Here is a 15,557-nt window from a genome sequence, read left to right on the forward strand (position 1 = left end):
ATTTGGTTAAGAGATTTAAGTCAAATGTAAGGCCCGGTAAGCAAATGTAAAGGTCGGCGCCGCGACAGGCCGCAGCGTTTATATTGATAACCGTTGATTGCATTCTCCCCCTCCCACTTGACAATGGGTTCACCCCGCGGTGCCGCTAGCCCGCGGGGATTTTTTTTGCAGCCTGCGCTTTCAATGCCAATCAGGCCGGTTTCGGCGTGCCTGCCGACAATTGCGTCAAGGCATCGCCAGCAACCCGGCATATGCGCCAGTCCGGCATCACGTCGGCACCCATGCCCTTGTAGAAATTGATCGCGTTTTCATTCCAGTCCAGCACCGACCATTCGAAGCGGCCGCAATCGCGTTCGACGGCCAGTTGCGCCAGCGCCACCAGCATCTGCTTGCCATAACCGTTGCCGCGCACCGATTGCCTGACGTACAGGTCTTCCAGGTACAAGCCCTTGCGGCACAGGAAGGTGGAAAAATTATGGAAGAACAGGGCGAAGGTCACCACTTCACCATCTTGCGTGCCGACCAGCGCTTCGCAGGCGGGATGCTGGCCGAACAGGCTGTCGCGCAGCATGGATTCCCTGGCGATCATCATGTGCTCGAGTTTTTCAAACACGGCCAGTTCGTGGATCATGCCGAAGATGGCGGCGACGTCGGCTTCCTGGGCGGGACGGATGGCGAGGGGGGACAGGGAGGAGCTCATGTTGCCTTTGCGGGTGGAGTGGTGGAAATGGCGGATGCCGTAGCGGTCTTGCGCGCGCCCGAGGTCAGGGCCCAGGCCACGCTGGACAGGCACAGGACCATGCCCGCCCATTCGATGGCGGCGGGCCGGTAGTGTTCGAACTGCACCGACAGCAGCACGGAAATGACGGGCGTGACGACGCCGATATACACGGTCTTTTGCGTGCCGATGCGGGCGATCAGCGTGAAATACGCGCTGAAGGCGATCACCGAGCCGAAGATGGCCAGGTAAAACAATCCCATCCAGTAACTGGGGCGCGCGGGCAACTGCCACGACTGGCCCGTGGCGACGGCCCAGACGGCGACCATCAAGGTGCCCCACAGCATGGTCCAGGCCATGGTCAGCATCACGTTGCCCGACTGTTCGCGCACCTTCATGACGAGGGCGTTGCCCACGGTGCTAGAGACGGTGGCCACCAGGGCCAGCATGAAGCCGAGCAGGAAGTGGCCATTGCCGCCCCCCACGATGTCTTGCAGTGCGGCGCCGATCGACTGGTAAAACAGCAGCACGATGCCGGCGATGGCGACGAAGGCCGCGCAACACGTGCTCCAGGTGATGGGCGTGCCGAAAACGATGCGGTTGAGCAACGGCGTCCAGAACACCATCAGCGCGAACAGCACGCTGACGAGGGCCGAAACCAGGTATTGCTCGGAGCTGTAAGTACAGACATAACTGAGGGCAAACGAGGCCAGGCCTTGCAGCAGCATCCATTTTTGCGCGCGCCAGGGCAGGCGCAGGGCGTCGCCGCGCACGGCGCACCATGCGAACAGGGCGGCTGAAGCGAGGCCGAAGCGGTAGACCACGGAGACGGCGGGGGCGACATCGCCCAGCTGCAAGGTAATGGCCCAGAAGGTGGAGCCCCAGATCAGGCAGGCAATGATGAACAGGAGAGGAGAGGACATCGCGCAAGTATACGGGCATCGCGCGGGGATGGCGAGTGCCGGTCGGGCTTGCTTTATGGATAGTGCGATGCACGCCGGCATTGAGCCAGCGCAGCGCTTTTGGAAAACGTTGAGTTTATGAAAATATTTACATTACTATCAAGTAAATATTTTCTCAATTGCATCGTTATGGAGAAACGCCATGCCAGCCTCACTGCAGATCAAAGTATGGAGCGTGCTCACATGTCATCGTGACCACCTTGATCGCCGTCTGGCTGCACGAGGGCATGGCGCCCTCATCCCTGCTGATCGCCGCCGGCGCATTCGGCTGAACGCATGCGCCGGCAGGGGGATTAATGCGTGACGCGGGTCTTGCGGCCATCGGACAGCAGGCGCACGCGCTCGCCCGGGCGGAACAGCTCGTCGGCGTCCTGCACGATGGCGCGCATGTCGCCATTGTCCAGGCGCACGGTAATTTCCAGGCCGGCCTTGTTCGAGGCATTCGCTTCGATGCTCTTGCCAGCCATGCCGCCGGCGACCGCGCCGAGGATGCTGGCCGCGATGGCGCCCTTGCCGCCCCCGACCGCCGAGCCGGCCACGCCGCCCAGCGCCGCGCCAGCCAGCACGCCCGTGCCCGTTTCGCCCTTGTCGATGGTTACCTGGCGCACGGATTCAACCGTGCCCATGCGGACCGATTGTTCGTTTTGCGCCTGGCGCGCATTGTAGACATTCGCCGAGTTCGGTTGTACGGCGCAGCCGGCCAGGGTGGCCAGCAATGCCACTGCAATAATTGGTGCTTTCATGTGAAACTCCTTGGACAAAGATGGTGAGCCGATTACGTCGACCGGCCATAAAAATGCTTATTACTTATCATAAGGATACTTTCTTAGGATAACTAGTTGTGAATGGTAATAATCTGTTACTCGGCACCGGTGTTGCCCCCCGATCCTGCGCCTCTCAATATGCGAGCCGCAGGCGCCGGTACAGGAAGCCCAGCACGAACAACGGACCGATCAGCAGGAAGCGCAGGTCGTCGAGGAACGACGGTTTCCTGCCTTCGATCTGGTGACCGATGAACTGGCCTATCCACGCCAGCACGAACACACCCAGCGACAGGGGCAGGATGGTCATGGGCGGCATGGCGAGCAGCAGGCCCAGCATGGCGGCCAGCATCAGCAGCATGCCTGCAGCAAACGGACGCGACAGTTTGTAATAGTAGTATAAGGCGAGAATGCTGCCGAGCAGCGCCACGCTGGCGTGCACGCTCCACAGCAGCCCCAGCAGGCTGAAAACGATCAGCGGCACGCACACGATGTGCACCCATTCATTGACGTGGTTGCGGTGGCTGTCGCCATACCGGGCCAGCAGGGTGTCGATGGTGCGCATGGGCGTCTCTCTATGGTGGCGTTCTGGCTGGAAATTCTACACCGGAACACGGCTTGCCGAACGCGGCGGGAAAAGCGGGAGTTGTTAAATTGGTAATTTCACGTTATTATTGCCAGTTGGAAATATTTCCGTGCATTTCAAAAGGTCGTCGTGACATCACCAGCCAGCCATCCTGATTACCAGCGCTATTCGATGGCGTCCCTGCAGCAAGCGTTGGCCGGACCGGAAGGGACGGATGCGGCGCGGCGCCAGCGGATTGAAATGGAAATTGCCCAGCGCCAGAAGGATGACCTGGAGGCACAGCAGCGCCAGTGGGCGGCGCGGCCGCAGGACAAGCCGCTCGATCCCGCCGCTGCGGCACTGGCGGCAGCGGCCAGGCCCTACTTGCAGTCGGCAGGCTATGTGCTGCTGTTCACGTGGGTAGTGTTGACAGCCAGTGTTTGCTTGGAAATCGTCCTGGCCGATAGCCGGATTTATGTTGTCGGCGGCGTCGAGTTGCTGATCTTTGGCATCTTCTTGTTGCGTGGCAGCCTGCGCGCGGCAAGATGGCTGCGCTGGCTGGCGGTTTTCTGTGTGGTGCCGACCGTGCTGGCGCTCGATTTCCTGTTCCTGCAACCGTGGTCCCTGACGGTGGCCCAATTCAAGCTGGCGCCCGCGTATCGTCTCTGGTCGGTGCTGGAAGTCGTGCTGTCGTTGTGGGTCATGCGCTATCTGTATCGCCAGCTGGGCATGCCTGCCGTGGCGGCCGCCTGCGATGCCAAGGGGTACAAGCGGCGCGACCTGCGCATTCCGGCGCTGCTGGGATTGATTCTCGGCATCGTTGGCGTCGGCGTCAAGCTGGCTGCCTTGCATGGCGATACGGCCTTGCAGGCGCGCGCCATCGTGGCGCAGCGCCATGGACCCGGTTACGGCTACCATGTCAGTGGCGTGGGGCGGAGCGTCACGCCGCAGGGCACATTGCATACGGCGCTGGTGCAGGTGTGGGATGACAAGGGCATCACGCAGGTGCCCGTGCAGTGGCCACAGTAAAATAGGCAACCTCCACCGCACAGGACGCCACTTTTGAGCAGGAATCTACTCCCCGCAGCTGCCTCGCCGGACACGCGCAAGCGCTGTTTCGATCCTGTCGTCGACGCTGATACGCGCTTGCTGCTGCTGGGCAGCCTGCCCGGCGAAAAATCGCTGGCGCACGGCCAGTACTATGCGCATCCGCAAAACAAGTTCTGGATGCTGATGGGCGAGGTGCTGGGCGTGGACTTGACGAGCCTGCCCTATGAGGCGCGCCTGGCCGCCTTGCTGGCGCACGGCGTGGGCCTGTGGGACGTGGTGGCGCAGGCGCAGCGCACGGGCAGCCTGGACAGCAATATCCGCGCGCGCGACGACAATGACCTGCTGGCCCTGGCGGCCAGCCTGCCGCGGCTGCACACCATCGCCTTCAACGGCGGCACGGCCGCGAAGCTGGGCATCAAGGTGCTGGGCGAGCAGGCGCAGCGCTACCGCATCGTCAGCTTGCCGTCCAGCAGTCCGGCCTACACGCTCGCGTATGCGCAGAAATTGCAAGCCTGGCTGATGCTGCGCGGCATCGAGGCCACGTAGGGCCACGCTGGCGCTCAGCGCGCGCCAGCCCGCGCTGCTTCCTGCCGGTACTGGCGGCGCCAGAACCAGGCGATGCATAGCAAGCCCAGCAAGGATGGCGCCAGCTGCGTCCACGGCTGGCCCACGCGCAGCAAGTTGCCGGCGGCGGCCGACAGCATGGCGAATAGCGAGGCGAGCAGTTTGTAGATGTGTTCGTAGCGCCACAGGACGCCATGCCAGCGGCGGGGAAACAGCCAGCGCGCGCTGTCGTAGACGACGATGGTGGCCAGGCCGCCCAGCGACGACAGCACGACGATGGCTTGCTGCCCGGAAGCGTCCTGCCGCAAGCGCAGCAGGATCAGCAGGCCGGCCGCCAGCGCGGCGGCCGTCATCGCGCCATCGACGGCTTGCGGACCGGCATCGCGCGTGTAGATGGCGCGCCAGCCGCTCAGCAGCTGGTACAGCACCAGCACGGTCAGCACGGCAAACACGGGACGATAGCCAAACAGCACATTGCCGACGGCGGCCGTGGCGCAGACGAGCAAGGTCAGCCACGCAAACTGGCGGCCGTGGCGGCGGTGCGCGGGCGTGCCCTTGGTCATTGCCAGCAGGAACAGTCCCAGTCCGATGGCGGCGCTGCCGGCCAGCACGTGGAGGGCGATATTGATCAGTTGTGGCTGGGGCATGCGCATCTCCGGATGCGGGCCAGGCTGGCGCACGCTCGCGCAGATGGTATCTTGATAATTGCCGCTTGCCAAGACAGCAAACGGCGGCCGGGAGGCGGCAGGACTTAGGCCGGCGCGTACGCCTGCACTTCCAGCGGCTGGCCCTGGGCATCGAACTTCAGCGCCACGGACAAGCTGGTGACGCCGATGGTGGCCAGCGCGTCGCAGATATCGTCGACCTCGTCCTGCAGGTCGGCGGCCAGGTCCAGCGGCTTGTCCGCGCTGTGCAGCACGTCGCCGCCTGCCGTGTAGACATTCACGCGCAACAGCATCTCGCCATGCTCGTCGGCCGGACCGACGACGACCGAGACGTCGCCGGCGGCCACGCCGTTTTCCGCCAGCGCATGGTTGATGCCCGACATCATTTGCAGCATCGCATATTCGCTCATGCCTTGTTCCTTGCCGCCATGGAACAGATCCTGGTACAGGAAGCTCGCTTCCAGTCCTGCGCCGGCCGGTGCCAGGCAGCGCTTGACGAGCGCGCCCACTTCCGTCGTCCACTGCTGGTAGCGCGCCATGCGGGCGTCGAACCAGGCGTCGAGCGCCGCTTCATCCTTCGGCTCCACATAGAACGGGTCGTCCACGCGCTTCAGGGCAAAGCCCAGCAGGAAGCGCAGTTCGACGGCCGTATCCTGCGGGCCGAAGGCCGTTTCGCTCCAGCCGACGATGCTGCGCTCCAGGCCCGGCGTGGCCGCGATTTTCTTGTCCGTCATCGACGAATAGGCGTCGCGCACCATTTCGTGCAGGTGGCTGTAGGTGATGCGGTCGATCTCGTCGAGGTCGTAGGCATGGCTCATCAGGACCACCTTGGCTTTCGGGCTTTCCAGTCCTGCTTGCTGAAAACTTTTCACCAGCGCTTCAAACGCTTCCTGGTCCTGGAAGCTGTCCGCTTCGCGCAGGCCGCCCGTGCTTTGCACGAGCAGGGGCACGACGAAGGCGTTGATTTCCATGGTCGGCGCATTGTCGCGGCGGATCAGCACGATGGAGGCGGCTTCCTCGATATGGCTGCGCAAGTACTGGTAGGCGCCCACGTCTTCGTACTTGGCCCGCTCGATGGCGTCGTACAGCACTTCATCTTTCTTCTGGTTCAAGGCCTTGCGGATGATGCGGCCGAACTCGACGGCTTGCTCGGCCAGCACCGTGCCCTGCGATTCGCTGTCTTCCTGTTCCGCCAGGTTCAGGGCCATCGTGCACAGCATGCGCGTGACGGACTCGTCCTTGTCTTCAGGCGTGTTGGCGGATTTACGGGGGACAGGGCGCTTATTTTTGGGCATGGCGATCAAATGGTTAGAGGACTACGGTCAGGCAAACGGAAGCGGGCGCCGCTGGCGATGCCGGCTGGCGCCCGGTGACATGATACAGGCGGCAGCCGCCGCCCGATACATCAATGGTCGGTATCGAACATCTCGTGCAGTTCGTCGAGCAGGTCGGCGGCTTCTTCCTGCGACAAGCCGAGATGCTGGCAAGCAAGTTCGCCGCCCTTGTCCCACTCGAGCGAGGTGCTGTTGCCATGGTAGCGCTGAATGCCCTTTTCGGCCAGCAGCGACAGGGCGACGAGCGAACGGATGGCGTCATCCGTGGACGGGTCGGCCAGCACCGCGTAGTCGTGGTGGTGCAGGATGGCCCAGGACACATCGGATGACAGGCCCCAGTTACGTGCCAGCAAGCAACCGATGGCCGCATGGTTGGTCTGGTGGCGCGCATCTTCCACGCTGGTAAAGCAATTGTGCGCGTCATTCGCCGCCGCCGCATAGGTGTTGACGTAGTCGGGGAAGCGGTTCATCAGCAGGGGCACGCCGATATCGCAGAACAGGCCGAAGGTGTGGGCGATGTCGGGCGGGGCGATGCGCAGCTTGCGCGAGGCAAACACCACGGCGCGCGCGCGCTTGGCCGACACGTCCCAGAAGTGGGTCAGTTCCACGCCTTCCGCTTCCAGCGCCTGGCGCGCCAGCAAGCCCGTCATCATGGCGCTGCACTGGTTGATGCCGAGGAAATTGATGCCTTGCTCGACGGACTTGGCCTTGCGCGCGGCGCCATAGAATGGCGAATTGGCCAGTTTCAGCAGGGCGCCCGACATGCCGACGTCGTCGGCGATGATGCGCGCGATGCGGCGCGGCGACGGGTCGTCTTCGGCCAGTTCGCGCTGCAGGTCGACCAGCAGGCTGGGGCGCGGCGGGATACGGATGGAACGCATCAGGGCGTCAACCGGATCATCGTGCACTACCTGCTTTTGCGCTGCCGCTCTCATCATCATTGTCTTGCCCGGTGGTTATCTGGTGGCGCTGCCGCTGCCCGCTGCATGAGCGTCTGGCGCAGTGCCCGACGATTATCGCTGTTTATGCATGGCAATAGTTCATCTCTGCAATATTTTGTCGACAAAATCCCCATTTTTTCCTTGCCAGAGGCCGATGCGGGCCGTTTTGCGACGCCGCCGCGCCGCATTTGCATGATTAAAAAATCAAGATGGTTTTGTTTTCAAGGCTGGGCGAAACGTGCGACGGCATGTGCGGCGCTACAATTGCTGTATGAAAAACATCCTTGCCGGTATCGATTTTGCGGACGACTCTTGCCATGTGGCGCGCCAGCTGATCGGCGTGACCGTGCTCGTCGATGGCGTGGGCGGGCGCATCGTGGAAACGGAAGCGTATGACCGGCTGGATCCGGCCTCGCACACGTATGGCGGCTTGACGCCGCGTAATGCCGCCATGTTCGGTCCGCCCGCGCACGCCTATGTGTACCGCTCGTATGGCATCCACTGGTGCCTGAACTTTGTCTGCCGCGAGCCGGGCCATGGGGCGGGCGTGCTGATACGCGCGCTCGAACCCGTGGCGGGGCTCGATGCCATGCGCGCACGGCGCGGCGTCGACGAGGCGCGGCTGCTGTGTTCGGGGCCGGGCAAGGTATGCCAGGCGCTGGGCGTCACGCATCTGCACAACCGGCTGGCGCTGGAGGCGCCGCCGTTCATGCTGCTGGCGCGCGAGGAGGATGCCCTGGTGCTGGCCGGCCCGCGCATCGGCATTTCCAAGGCGATGGACACGCCGTGGCGCTTCGCCCTGGCCGGTTCTCGCTACCTGAGCAAACCGATGCGCATGCCCGTGGACTAGGCTGGATGCCCGGATTCAGGCGCCGCGCCGGCGTGGCGGCCTGGGCCTGGCGCCGGCCGCTCCGGCCCCGGACTTGCCGCGTAGCGGACTGTGCAGTGCACGCCGTTCCTGGCCAGCCGTCCTGGCGGGGTCCTGGAAGGCGTCTTCGGCCGTGCCTTGTGTGGCCGGCGTGGCGGGATCGAGGGTAAACACGCTGACGGCCGCCGACAGCTTGACGGCCTGATCCTGCAGGCTGGCCGCCGCGGCCGCGGCTTGCTCGACCAGCGCCGCATTTTGCTGCGTGACATCATCCATTTGCGCGACGGCCTGGTTCACTTCCGTGATGCCCGAAGCCTGCTCGGCGCTGGCCTGTTTCACGCGCTGGATGATCTCGTTGACTTGCTGCACCGAGGCGACGATGGCGCTCATGCGCTCGCCCGCCTGCTGCACGGCGACGCTGCCGCCATCGATCGTGGTGACGGAGGTGGCGATCAGGGTCTTGATTTCCCTGGCGGCCTGCGCCGAGCGGTGCGCCAGCGTGCGCACCTCGGAAGCGACGACGGCAAAGCCGCGGCCCTGTTCGCCCGCGCGCGCCGCTTCCACCGCCGCATTCAGGGCGAGGATGTTGGTCTGGAAGGAAATCCCATCGATCACGCCGATAATATCCACGATCTGGCGCGAATTGGCGCGGATGGTCGTCATCGTCGTCACTGCCTGCTGCATCGCCGTGCCCCCTTGCACGGCCAGGCTCGACGCTTGCGCCGCCAGGTCGCAGGCCAGCTGGGCATTGTTGGCATTGTCGTTGACGGCTTCCGTCAGGGTTTCCATGGCGCTCGACGTTTCTTCCAGCGAACTGGCCTGCATTTCCGTGCGGGCCGACAGGTCCAGGTTGCCGGTGGCAATTTCGCGCGAGGCCGTATCGATCGATTGCACGGCGTCCATGATGGTGCGCAAGGTCTGGTTCAGATTGGCGATGGTCTGGTCCAGCACGCGCGAGGTGTCGGCGATCTCGTCGTTGCCCGGCTTGGGGGCGCCGGCGATCAGCTTGCCGGCGGCCAGGTCTTGCACGGCGTCGGCGATGCCGCGTATCTCCACCAGCATGGCGCGCCGCACCAGCATGGTCACGACGATGGAAACGAGGATGGACAGCAGGACGGTCAGCAGCAGGCTCCAGCCCAGGCTGCGAAATTCCGCGCTGGCCGTCGCATGGGCCTGGCTGCTGAGCGTCGTTTCCAGCGCCGACAGCTGCGCCAGCTGGGCATTGAAGCGCACGAACTGGGTTTCCGCCTTGAGCATGGAGTTGGTGGCGATCGACTGGTCCATCTGCGCCATTTCCATGGTTTCCAGCACCGCCTTGCGGTAGCCGGCCAGCGCCGTGATGGCCGCATCGAGCAGTGTCAGTTCGGTGCCCGTGGACGTCGTGCGCAGCGTCGCCAGCTGAGTGCCGATGCTGGCGTGGCGCGCCTTGATCTGCTGTTCCAATGCATCGATGCGGGCCTTGGCGAAGCTGCCATTGGTCCACGACAGCAACTGGTACATATTGCCATGCACATGCTTGGCCTCGCCGGCCACGTCGGAAGCGGCTTTCAGATGCGTGATGCGTACCTGCACCATGTTTTCCAGCGAGGCATTTTGCCGCACCATGCCATACCAGGCGCCGGCGGAGCTGAGTATCAGCAGCAGCAAGACCAGAGCGGGCGCCAGCAATAATTTTGGTCCGATGCGTAGTGTATTGAGCATGCTTGACTCCTGGCTGTTCCAACCGCAAGCGGCGCCGCGGCAGGCGAGCGCCCGCCGCGCACGGCAGCGGCTGTCTTACTTTTTGTAGATGCCCGCTTCCAGCACCACATCGTTGACGCGCAGGATATACGTGGTCTTCGGCTCGATCTTGCCGCTGGTGGGGTTCTTGTACTGGTAGTCGACCCAGCCCTTGCCTTGCTTTTGCGCCAGCTCGATGATTTCACGGCGATATTTCTTGCCATTCGCATCGGGCACATCCGTCAAGTCCTTGCCCACGATGGAGGGGTTGATCGGGTGGGCCAGCACGATGCCCGTCTTGATGTCGCGCATGTCCACATACAGCGAGCCTTGCACGAAGTCGGGGTCTTTCGCCGTGATTTTCTTCATCATTTCTTCCTTGCCATGCGCCTTCATGAAGGCGGCTCCCCGTTCGGCCATGGCGATCGCATCTTTTTCCGTCGGTTCTACCGCGGCGCTGACGCTGGCGCCGGCAAATGCCAGGCACAGCAGACTACCCGTGAATAAGCGTTTCATGAAGACTCCTTGTGATATCGAGGGATGTGTTGCCAAGTCGTAATTTACGTCGCCATGGCCCGCATTAAATTGCGATGGAACAAACTAAGGTGTTGCCGCATGGCAGTTGGTGGCTTATCGGCAAGCTTGTTGATTTTTGGCAATTTGGTTCCAGGTAGCAAGAATTATGATGACTTTCACAGCATGCCGGTGTCAGGCGGCAGGCGTGAAAACAGGTTGAATTGGCTGACGTAGGGCTGATTTCATGGAAGTTATCGTTATTTACTGGTAAGGAGCCGACCGTGGCCGCATTCATCACCGAACCGTTTTCACCCAAGTTCAAGCCCTATACGCGGCAATCCATCCAGCAAGCACGGCAGTGGTCCTGGTTGCCGGAAGAGCAGCGCGAAGCCGTGCAAGTGGTGTCGCATGTGTTGCCATTTCGCACCAATGAATATGTGCTCGATCAATTGATCGATTGGAACAATATTCCTGACGATCCCATCTACCGGCTCGTCTTCCCGCACCGCGACATGCTGCCGCCCGAGCAGTACGCGCATTTGCGCGACCTCGTGCTGGTGCAGCGGGACAAGGCGGCTATTGATGCCTATGTGCATGGTTTGCGGCTGGGCATGAATCCGCATCCGGCCGGGCAGATGACGCATAACGTGCCCCGGGTCAACGATGCACCCGTGCGCGGCTTGCAGCATAAATATGCGCAAACCGTGCTGTTTTTCCCCAGCGCTGGCCAGACGTGCCATGCGTATTGCACCTTCTGCTTCCGCTGGCCCCAGTTCGTCGGCATGGACGACATGAAATTCGATGCGCGCGAATCGCATGAGCTGGCTGCCTACCTGAAGCTGCATCCGGAAGTGACGGACGTGCTGATCACGGGCGGCGATCCGATGATCATGAATACGCGGCAACTGGCCGCCTACCTGGAGCCGCTGCTGGACCCGGCCCTGGAACATATCCAGAACATACGCATCGGCACCAAGGCGGTGGCGTATTGGCCGCAGCGCTTTGTGTCCGACCGCGATGCCGATGATTTGCTGCGGCTGTTCGAACGCATCGTCAAGGCCGGCAAGAACCTGGCCGTGATGGGCCATTACAGCCACGCCGTCGAGTTGCGCCAGGACATTGCGCAGCAAGCCGTGAAGCGCATCGTGTCCACGGGCGCCACCTTGCGCATGCAGGGGCCGCTGATCCGGCATATCAATGAAGACCCGAAAAGCTGGGCCGAACTGTGGCAGACGGGCACGCGCCTGGGCGCGGTTCCGTACTACATGTTTGTCGAGCGCGACACGGGCCCGCGCGGCTATTTCGAGTTGCCACTAGCCAAGGCGCACGAAATTTTCCAGGCCGCCTACCAGATGGTATCGGGCCTGTCGCGCACGGTGCGGGGACCGTCCATGAGCGCGTTTCCCGGCAAGATCGTCATCGATGGCGTGGTCACCATCAATGGCGAGAAACTGTTTGCCCTGCAATTTTTGCAGGCACGTAATCCCGACTGGGTACGCCGGCCGTTCTATGCGAAGTTCGATGCGGAAGCGACGTGGATGGACCATTTGAAACCCGCGTTCGGCCAGGAAAAATTCTTCTTTGAAACAGATGCGAATGGCAACGATCCTGTGCCGCAGTTTCCGCACAAAATCATCCGCCTGGCGCAGGCCGCCTGAGCATGCATGGCGCGGGCACGCCATCGCGCTCCGGCGTGGCCGTGTTTTGCCTCGTGTTCCTGCCATTTGCTCTCGGTCATTACCTGTCTTGCCTGCTGCGCGGCGTCAATGCTGTGCTGATGACGGAACTGCTGGCTTCCGTCGCCCTGACGCCAGCACAGCTGGGCTTGCTGACCAGCGCCTTCTTCCTGGCGTTTGCGCTTGTGCAATTGCCGGTTGGCATGGCGCTGGACCGCCACGGCCCCCGCACGGTGCAAGTGTGGCTGCTGGCGCTGGCGGCCGTGGGCGTATGGCTGTTCAGCCGGGGCCACAGTTTTGCCGAGCTGATGTGGGCGCGCGCCATCATGGGCGCCGGGCTGGGCGGCTGTTTCATGGCGGCCGTGAAAGCGATCTCGTGCGCCATCGCGCCGGCGCGCCTGCCGTCCGTGCATGGCTACCTGATCGCCGTGGGCGGCCTGGGCGCGGCCACGGCCACCATGCCCGTCAAGCTGGCGCTGCACTACACGGACTGGCGCGGCGTCTTCCTGGGCCTGGCGCTGGCGGCGCTGGCCATCGGCTGCCTGATCCGCCTGCTGTCGCCGGCCCTGCCCGCGCCCGCCGCTGCCGCCGGCAAGGCTGGCAAGGTCAGTGTCTGGAGCGTGTACCGCGACGCGGCTTTCCGCCGCACCATCGCGCTGATCCTGCTGCCGCACACGGTGTTCTTCGGCGTGCAAGGCTTGTGGATAGGCCGCTGGCTGGCCGACGTGGGCGGCTTGTCCGACGATAACGTGGCGTATCTGCTGTACCTGGGCATGGCGGCCGTCATCTTCGGCGCCATCGGCATGGGCATGCTGACGGAATGGGCGGCGCGGCGCGGCATCACGCCGATGCGGCTGGCGGCCGCGGGCATCGCCCTGTTTATCGCCGTGCAACTGGGCATGGCGTGCAATAGCGTGCCCAGCCTGCCTTTGCTGTCCGTGCTGTTTACCCTGCTGGGCACGGTGACGGGCCTCGAGTATGCAATCGTCGCGCAAAGCATGCCGGCCAGCTTGACGGGCAGGGCGGCCACCTGCCTGAACTTGCTGATCTTCACGGGCGCCTTCCTGGTGCAGGCCGGCTTTGGCCTGATCCTCGGCTGCTGGCCCCTGAACAGCCAGCAGCAGTATCCGCCGCAGGCTTACCAGGTGGCGTTTGGTGTGCTGGCGGCCCTGCAGTTGCCGGGACTGGCGCTGTTTGTCATGCGCCGTGGCAGGACGGCTAGCACGGCGCCAGCGGCGAACGGCGAGCCAGGCTATGCAAGGCCTTCATTACGAGAATCCGGACAGGGCAACGCCGCGCCTGACCGATGAGGGCGGCAGCGTCGCAAGGTGAACCCGGTCTGGCCGCATCGACTCGTCATGGAGAAAAAATTTGCTTTTTTGATACTTGAATAATATACACTCCTCGCTACCGACCATTTCCATGGGGAAATTCAAGACATGAAGGCACTTTGCTACCTCGCGATCGTCTCGCCTTTGCTGGCCCTGCAACCGCCTGTTTGGGGCAAGCCGCCGGCGGCATCGGCCACGCAGGCCGCCACCAGGGCGCAGCAGGTGGACGCCCTGTTTGCAAAATGGAATCGGGCCGATACACCGGGCGCGGCGGTGATGGTCGTGAAGGATGGCCAGCGCGTCTACCGGGGCAGCTTCGGCATGGCCGACATCGAACAGAACCGTCCGATCACGCCGTCGACCAGCTTCCACGTTGCCTCGCTGTCGAAGCAATTCACGGCGTTCGCCATCCTGCTGCTGGCGCAAGACGGCAAGCTGTCGCTCGACGATGACGTGCGCAAGCATGTGCCCGCGCTGCCGGACTTTGGCCAGACCATCCGCATCCGTCACCTGCTGACCCACACCAGCGGCTTGCGCGACCAGTGGAATCTGCTGGCGATGGCCGGATGGCGCATGGACGACGTCATCACGGACGACGACGTGCTGCGCCTGGTGCGCCGCCAGCGCGCGCTCAATTTCGTGCCGGGCAGCGACTTCGCATACAACAACACGGGCTACACGCTGCTGGCCGCCATCGTGCGCAAGGTATCGGGCCAGCCGCTGGCCGCGTTTGCGCGGGAGCGCATCTTCGATCCGCTCGGCATGCGGCACACTTTTTTCCACGAGCAATATGCCACCCTGGTCGCGGGCCGCGCGCAGTCTTACCAGCCGGCGCCGCAGGGCGGCTACAGCCGGATCGCCCTGTCGTACTCCACGGTCGGCCCGACCAGCCTGGTCACGACCGCGGACGATCTGCTGCTGTGGGCGAACAATTTCAACGATGCCCGCGTCGGCGGTCCTGCGTTGCTGGCCCGGATGCAGACGTCGGCCACCTTCAACGATGGCAAGGCCACCGGCTATGGCGGCGGTCTCGATATCGGCGCGTACCGCGGCCTGAAAACCATCGACCACAGCGGCGCGGACGCGGGCTTTCGCAGTTATCTGGTTCGCTTTCCCGACCAGCAACTGACGGTCGTCATCATGGGCAACGGCGCCGACGTGCAGGCAAGCCGGCTGGGCCAGCGCATCGCCGACATCTATCTCGATGGTCAGCTGCAACCCTTGCCCAAGCCTATGCCCAACTATTCGGACGGCGTGCAGGTGCCGCTGGCGCCCGCTCGCCTGGATGCCCTGCTCGGCACCTACGCGCTGGAAAACGGTTCGGCCATCACTTTCGCCAGGGAAGACGAGCAGTTGCTGGGCTGGACGGCGGGTGACGACAAGATGCCGTTCTACCCGGCGGGCGAGCGCGAATTCTTTGTCAAGCTGAGCAACGCCAGCTTTCGCTTCGATGCGCCGGACGCGGCGGGCGTCATCGGTGGCGGCACCTGGCTGCGCAACGCGCGCGCCATCCGCGCCAAACGCATGGCGCCCGCGCGGCTGCCGGATGCCGCGCTGCAGCCCTTGCTGGGGGAGTACTACAGCGATGAACTGCATGCGCTGTACACGGTGACGGCGCAGGAGGGCAGCGTCGTGCTGGGCTTTTCGCGTGGCGACATCGCCCTGGCGCCATTCGGAAAAAATAGCTTCGTGGGACCCTGGCCATTCGGTCTCGTGACCTTCCAATGCCTGGCCGCCAGCGATTGCACGGGTTTCACGGTGACGGAAAGCCGCGCCAGCGACGTGCAATTTACCCGCGTGGCCTTGCCCGGCTTGCGCGGGAGCACGGCCACGCCCTGACGGTGGATGGCCGCACCTTGCGCTGTTTTTCAGCGGCCGCCACAGGCG

General features: G+C 63.4%; 15 protein-coding genes. 6 read left to right on the plus strand and 9 right to left on the minus strand.

The features are described from left to right. Positions 1-190: 190 nt before the first annotated feature. The 4 genes from O0880_RS01680 to O0880_RS01695 all read right to left on the minus strand — a co-directional run bounded on the left by O0880_RS01680 (position 191) and on the right by O0880_RS01695 (position 3,006). Complete coding sequence (locus O0880_RS01680) at positions 191-700, minus strand: GNAT family N-acetyltransferase (RefSeq protein ID WP_289884725.1); 510 nt, start codon at positions 698-700, stop codon at positions 191-193. Beyond that, positions 697-1,641, minus strand: coding sequence for an EamA family transporter (locus O0880_RS01685; RefSeq protein WP_289884726.1), 945 nt, complete (start codon positions 1,639-1,641; stop codon positions 697-699). The genes O0880_RS01680 and O0880_RS01685 overlap by 4 nt, the downstream gene beginning before the upstream one ends. 332 nt (positions 1,642-1,973) lie before the next feature. Next, positions 1,974-2,423, minus strand: coding sequence for a glycine zipper 2TM domain-containing protein (locus tag O0880_RS01690; RefSeq protein ID WP_071321907.1), 450 nt, complete (start codon positions 2,421-2,423; stop codon positions 1,974-1,976). A gap of 154 nt (positions 2,424-2,577) precedes the next feature. After that, on the minus strand, positions 2,578-3,006 hold the full coding sequence (locus tag O0880_RS01695; RefSeq protein ID WP_071321908.1) for an Mpo1-like protein: 429 nt from the start codon (positions 3,004-3,006) through the stop codon (positions 2,578-2,580). Positions 3,007-3,156: 150 nt separating this feature from the next. Between O0880_RS01695 and O0880_RS01700 the strand changes: the two genes are divergently transcribed. Next, complete coding sequence (locus O0880_RS01700; RefSeq protein ID WP_289884727.1) at positions 3,157-4,035, plus strand: hypothetical protein; 879 nt, start codon at positions 3,157-3,159, stop codon at positions 4,033-4,035. A gap of 33 nt (positions 4,036-4,068) precedes the next feature. Next, positions 4,069-4,602 carry a DNA-deoxyinosine glycosylase gene (locus tag O0880_RS01705; RefSeq protein ID WP_289884728.1) on the plus strand — a complete coding sequence of 178 codons (534 nt, stop codon included), beginning with the start codon at positions 4,069-4,071 and terminating at the stop codon, positions 4,600-4,602. Between the two features lie 14 nt (positions 4,603-4,616). Here O0880_RS01705 and O0880_RS01710 read toward each other — a convergent pair whose 3' ends face one another. From O0880_RS01710 to O0880_RS01720, 3 genes are all read right to left on the minus strand, one after another. Continuing rightward, positions 4,617-5,267 (minus strand): hypothetical protein, encoded by a 651-nt coding sequence (locus O0880_RS01710; protein ID WP_289884729.1) that lies wholly within the window; start codon positions 5,265-5,267, stop codon positions 4,617-4,619. A 104-nt stretch (positions 5,268-5,371) separates the two neighbouring features. Continuing rightward, the gene (locus O0880_RS01715) at positions 5,372-6,580 is read right to left on the minus strand and encodes a hypothetical protein (protein WP_071326193.1); all 1,209 of its coding nucleotides are present in this window, start codon (positions 6,578-6,580) and stop codon (positions 5,372-5,374) included. Between the two features lie 110 nt (positions 6,581-6,690). Beyond that, positions 6,691-7,557, minus strand: coding sequence for an HDOD domain-containing protein (locus O0880_RS01720; protein ID WP_071326194.1), 867 nt, complete (start codon positions 7,555-7,557; stop codon positions 6,691-6,693). A 274-nt stretch (positions 7,558-7,831) separates the two neighbouring features. Here O0880_RS01720 and O0880_RS01725 point away from each other — a divergent pair, with 274 nt between their 5' ends. Further along, positions 7,832-8,410 carry a DNA-3-methyladenine glycosylase gene (locus O0880_RS01725; RefSeq protein WP_071321912.1) on the plus strand — a complete coding sequence of 193 codons (579 nt, stop codon included), beginning with the start codon at positions 7,832-7,834 and terminating at the stop codon, positions 8,408-8,410. 15 nt (positions 8,411-8,425) lie between these two features. On the opposite strand, the gene O0880_RS01730 is transcribed toward O0880_RS01725, so the two are convergent. Beyond that, positions 8,426-10,129 (minus strand): methyl-accepting chemotaxis protein, encoded by a 1,704-nt coding sequence (locus O0880_RS01730; RefSeq protein ID WP_289884730.1) that lies wholly within the window; start codon positions 10,127-10,129, stop codon positions 8,426-8,428. A 75-nt stretch (positions 10,130-10,204) separates the two neighbouring features. Continuing rightward, on the minus strand, positions 10,205-10,663 hold the full coding sequence (locus O0880_RS01735; RefSeq protein ID WP_071321914.1) for a cache domain-containing protein: 459 nt from the start codon (positions 10,661-10,663) through the stop codon (positions 10,205-10,207). Positions 10,664-10,944: 281 nt separating this feature from the next. Here O0880_RS01735 and O0880_RS01740 point away from each other — a divergent pair, with 281 nt between their 5' ends. From O0880_RS01740 to O0880_RS01750, 3 genes are all read left to right on the plus strand, one after another. Then, positions 10,945-12,321, plus strand: a complete 1,377-nt coding sequence (locus O0880_RS01740; protein ID WP_083411591.1) for a lysine 2,3-aminomutase — start codon at positions 10,945-10,947, stop codon at positions 12,319-12,321. 2 nt (positions 12,322-12,323) lie between these two features. Next, entirely contained in the window at positions 12,324-13,649 is a 1,326-nt protein-coding gene (locus tag O0880_RS01745) for an MFS transporter (RefSeq protein WP_289884731.1), read from the plus strand. Between the two features lie 129 nt (positions 13,650-13,778). Then, positions 13,779-15,509, plus strand: a complete 1,731-nt coding sequence (locus O0880_RS01750) for a serine hydrolase domain-containing protein (RefSeq protein WP_289884732.1) — start codon at positions 13,779-13,781, stop codon at positions 15,507-15,509. Positions 15,510-15,557: the final 48 nt, after the last annotated feature.

The organism is Janthinobacterium sp. SUN118 (assembly GCF_030397695.1).
Classification (GTDB): domain Bacteria; phylum Pseudomonadota; class Gammaproteobacteria; order Burkholderiales; family Burkholderiaceae_D; genus Janthinobacterium.

What these genes read in the sequence shown, in the direction of transcription:
- O0880_RS01695 (WP_071321908.1), bottom strand. Translation starts at nt 3,006, where the DNA reads ATGCGCACCATCGACACCCTGCTGGCCCGGTATGGCGACAGCCACCGC.
- O0880_RS01750 (WP_289884732.1), top strand. Translation starts at nt 13,779, where the DNA reads ATGAAGGCACTTTGCTACCTCGCGATCGTCTCGCCTTTGCTGGCCCTG.
- O0880_RS01720 (WP_071326194.1), bottom strand. Translation starts at nt 7,557, where the DNA reads ATGATGAGAGCGGCAGCGCAAAAGCAGGTAGTGCACGATGATCCGGTT.
- O0880_RS01745 (WP_289884731.1), top strand. Translation starts at nt 12,324, where the DNA reads ATGCATGGCGCGGGCACGCCATCGCGCTCCGGCGTGGCCGTGTTTTGC.
- O0880_RS01735 (WP_071321914.1), bottom strand. Translation starts at nt 10,663, where the DNA reads ATGAAACGCTTATTCACGGGTAGTCTGCTGTGCCTGGCATTTGCCGGC.
- O0880_RS01725 (WP_071321912.1), top strand. Translation starts at nt 7,832, where the DNA reads ATGAAAAACATCCTTGCCGGTATCGATTTTGCGGACGACTCTTGCCAT.
- O0880_RS01710 (WP_289884729.1), bottom strand. Translation starts at nt 5,267, where the DNA reads ATGCCCCAGCCACAACTGATCAATATCGCCCTCCACGTGCTGGCCGGC.
- O0880_RS01680 (WP_289884725.1), bottom strand. Translation starts at nt 700, where the DNA reads ATGAGCTCCTCCCTGTCCCCCCTCGCCATCCGTCCCGCCCAGGAAGCC.
- O0880_RS01730 (WP_289884730.1), bottom strand. Translation starts at nt 10,129, where the DNA reads ATGCTCAATACACTACGCATCGGACCAAAATTATTGCTGGCGCCCGCT.
- O0880_RS01685 (WP_289884726.1), bottom strand. Translation starts at nt 1,641, where the DNA reads ATGTCCTCTCCTCTCCTGTTCATCATTGCCTGCCTGATCTGGGGCTCC.
- O0880_RS01715 (WP_071326193.1), bottom strand. Translation starts at nt 6,580, where the DNA reads ATGCCCAAAAATAAGCGCCCTGTCCCCCGTAAATCCGCCAACACGCCT.
- O0880_RS01690 (WP_071321907.1), bottom strand. Translation starts at nt 2,423, where the DNA reads ATGAAAGCACCAATTATTGCAGTGGCATTGCTGGCCACCCTGGCCGGC.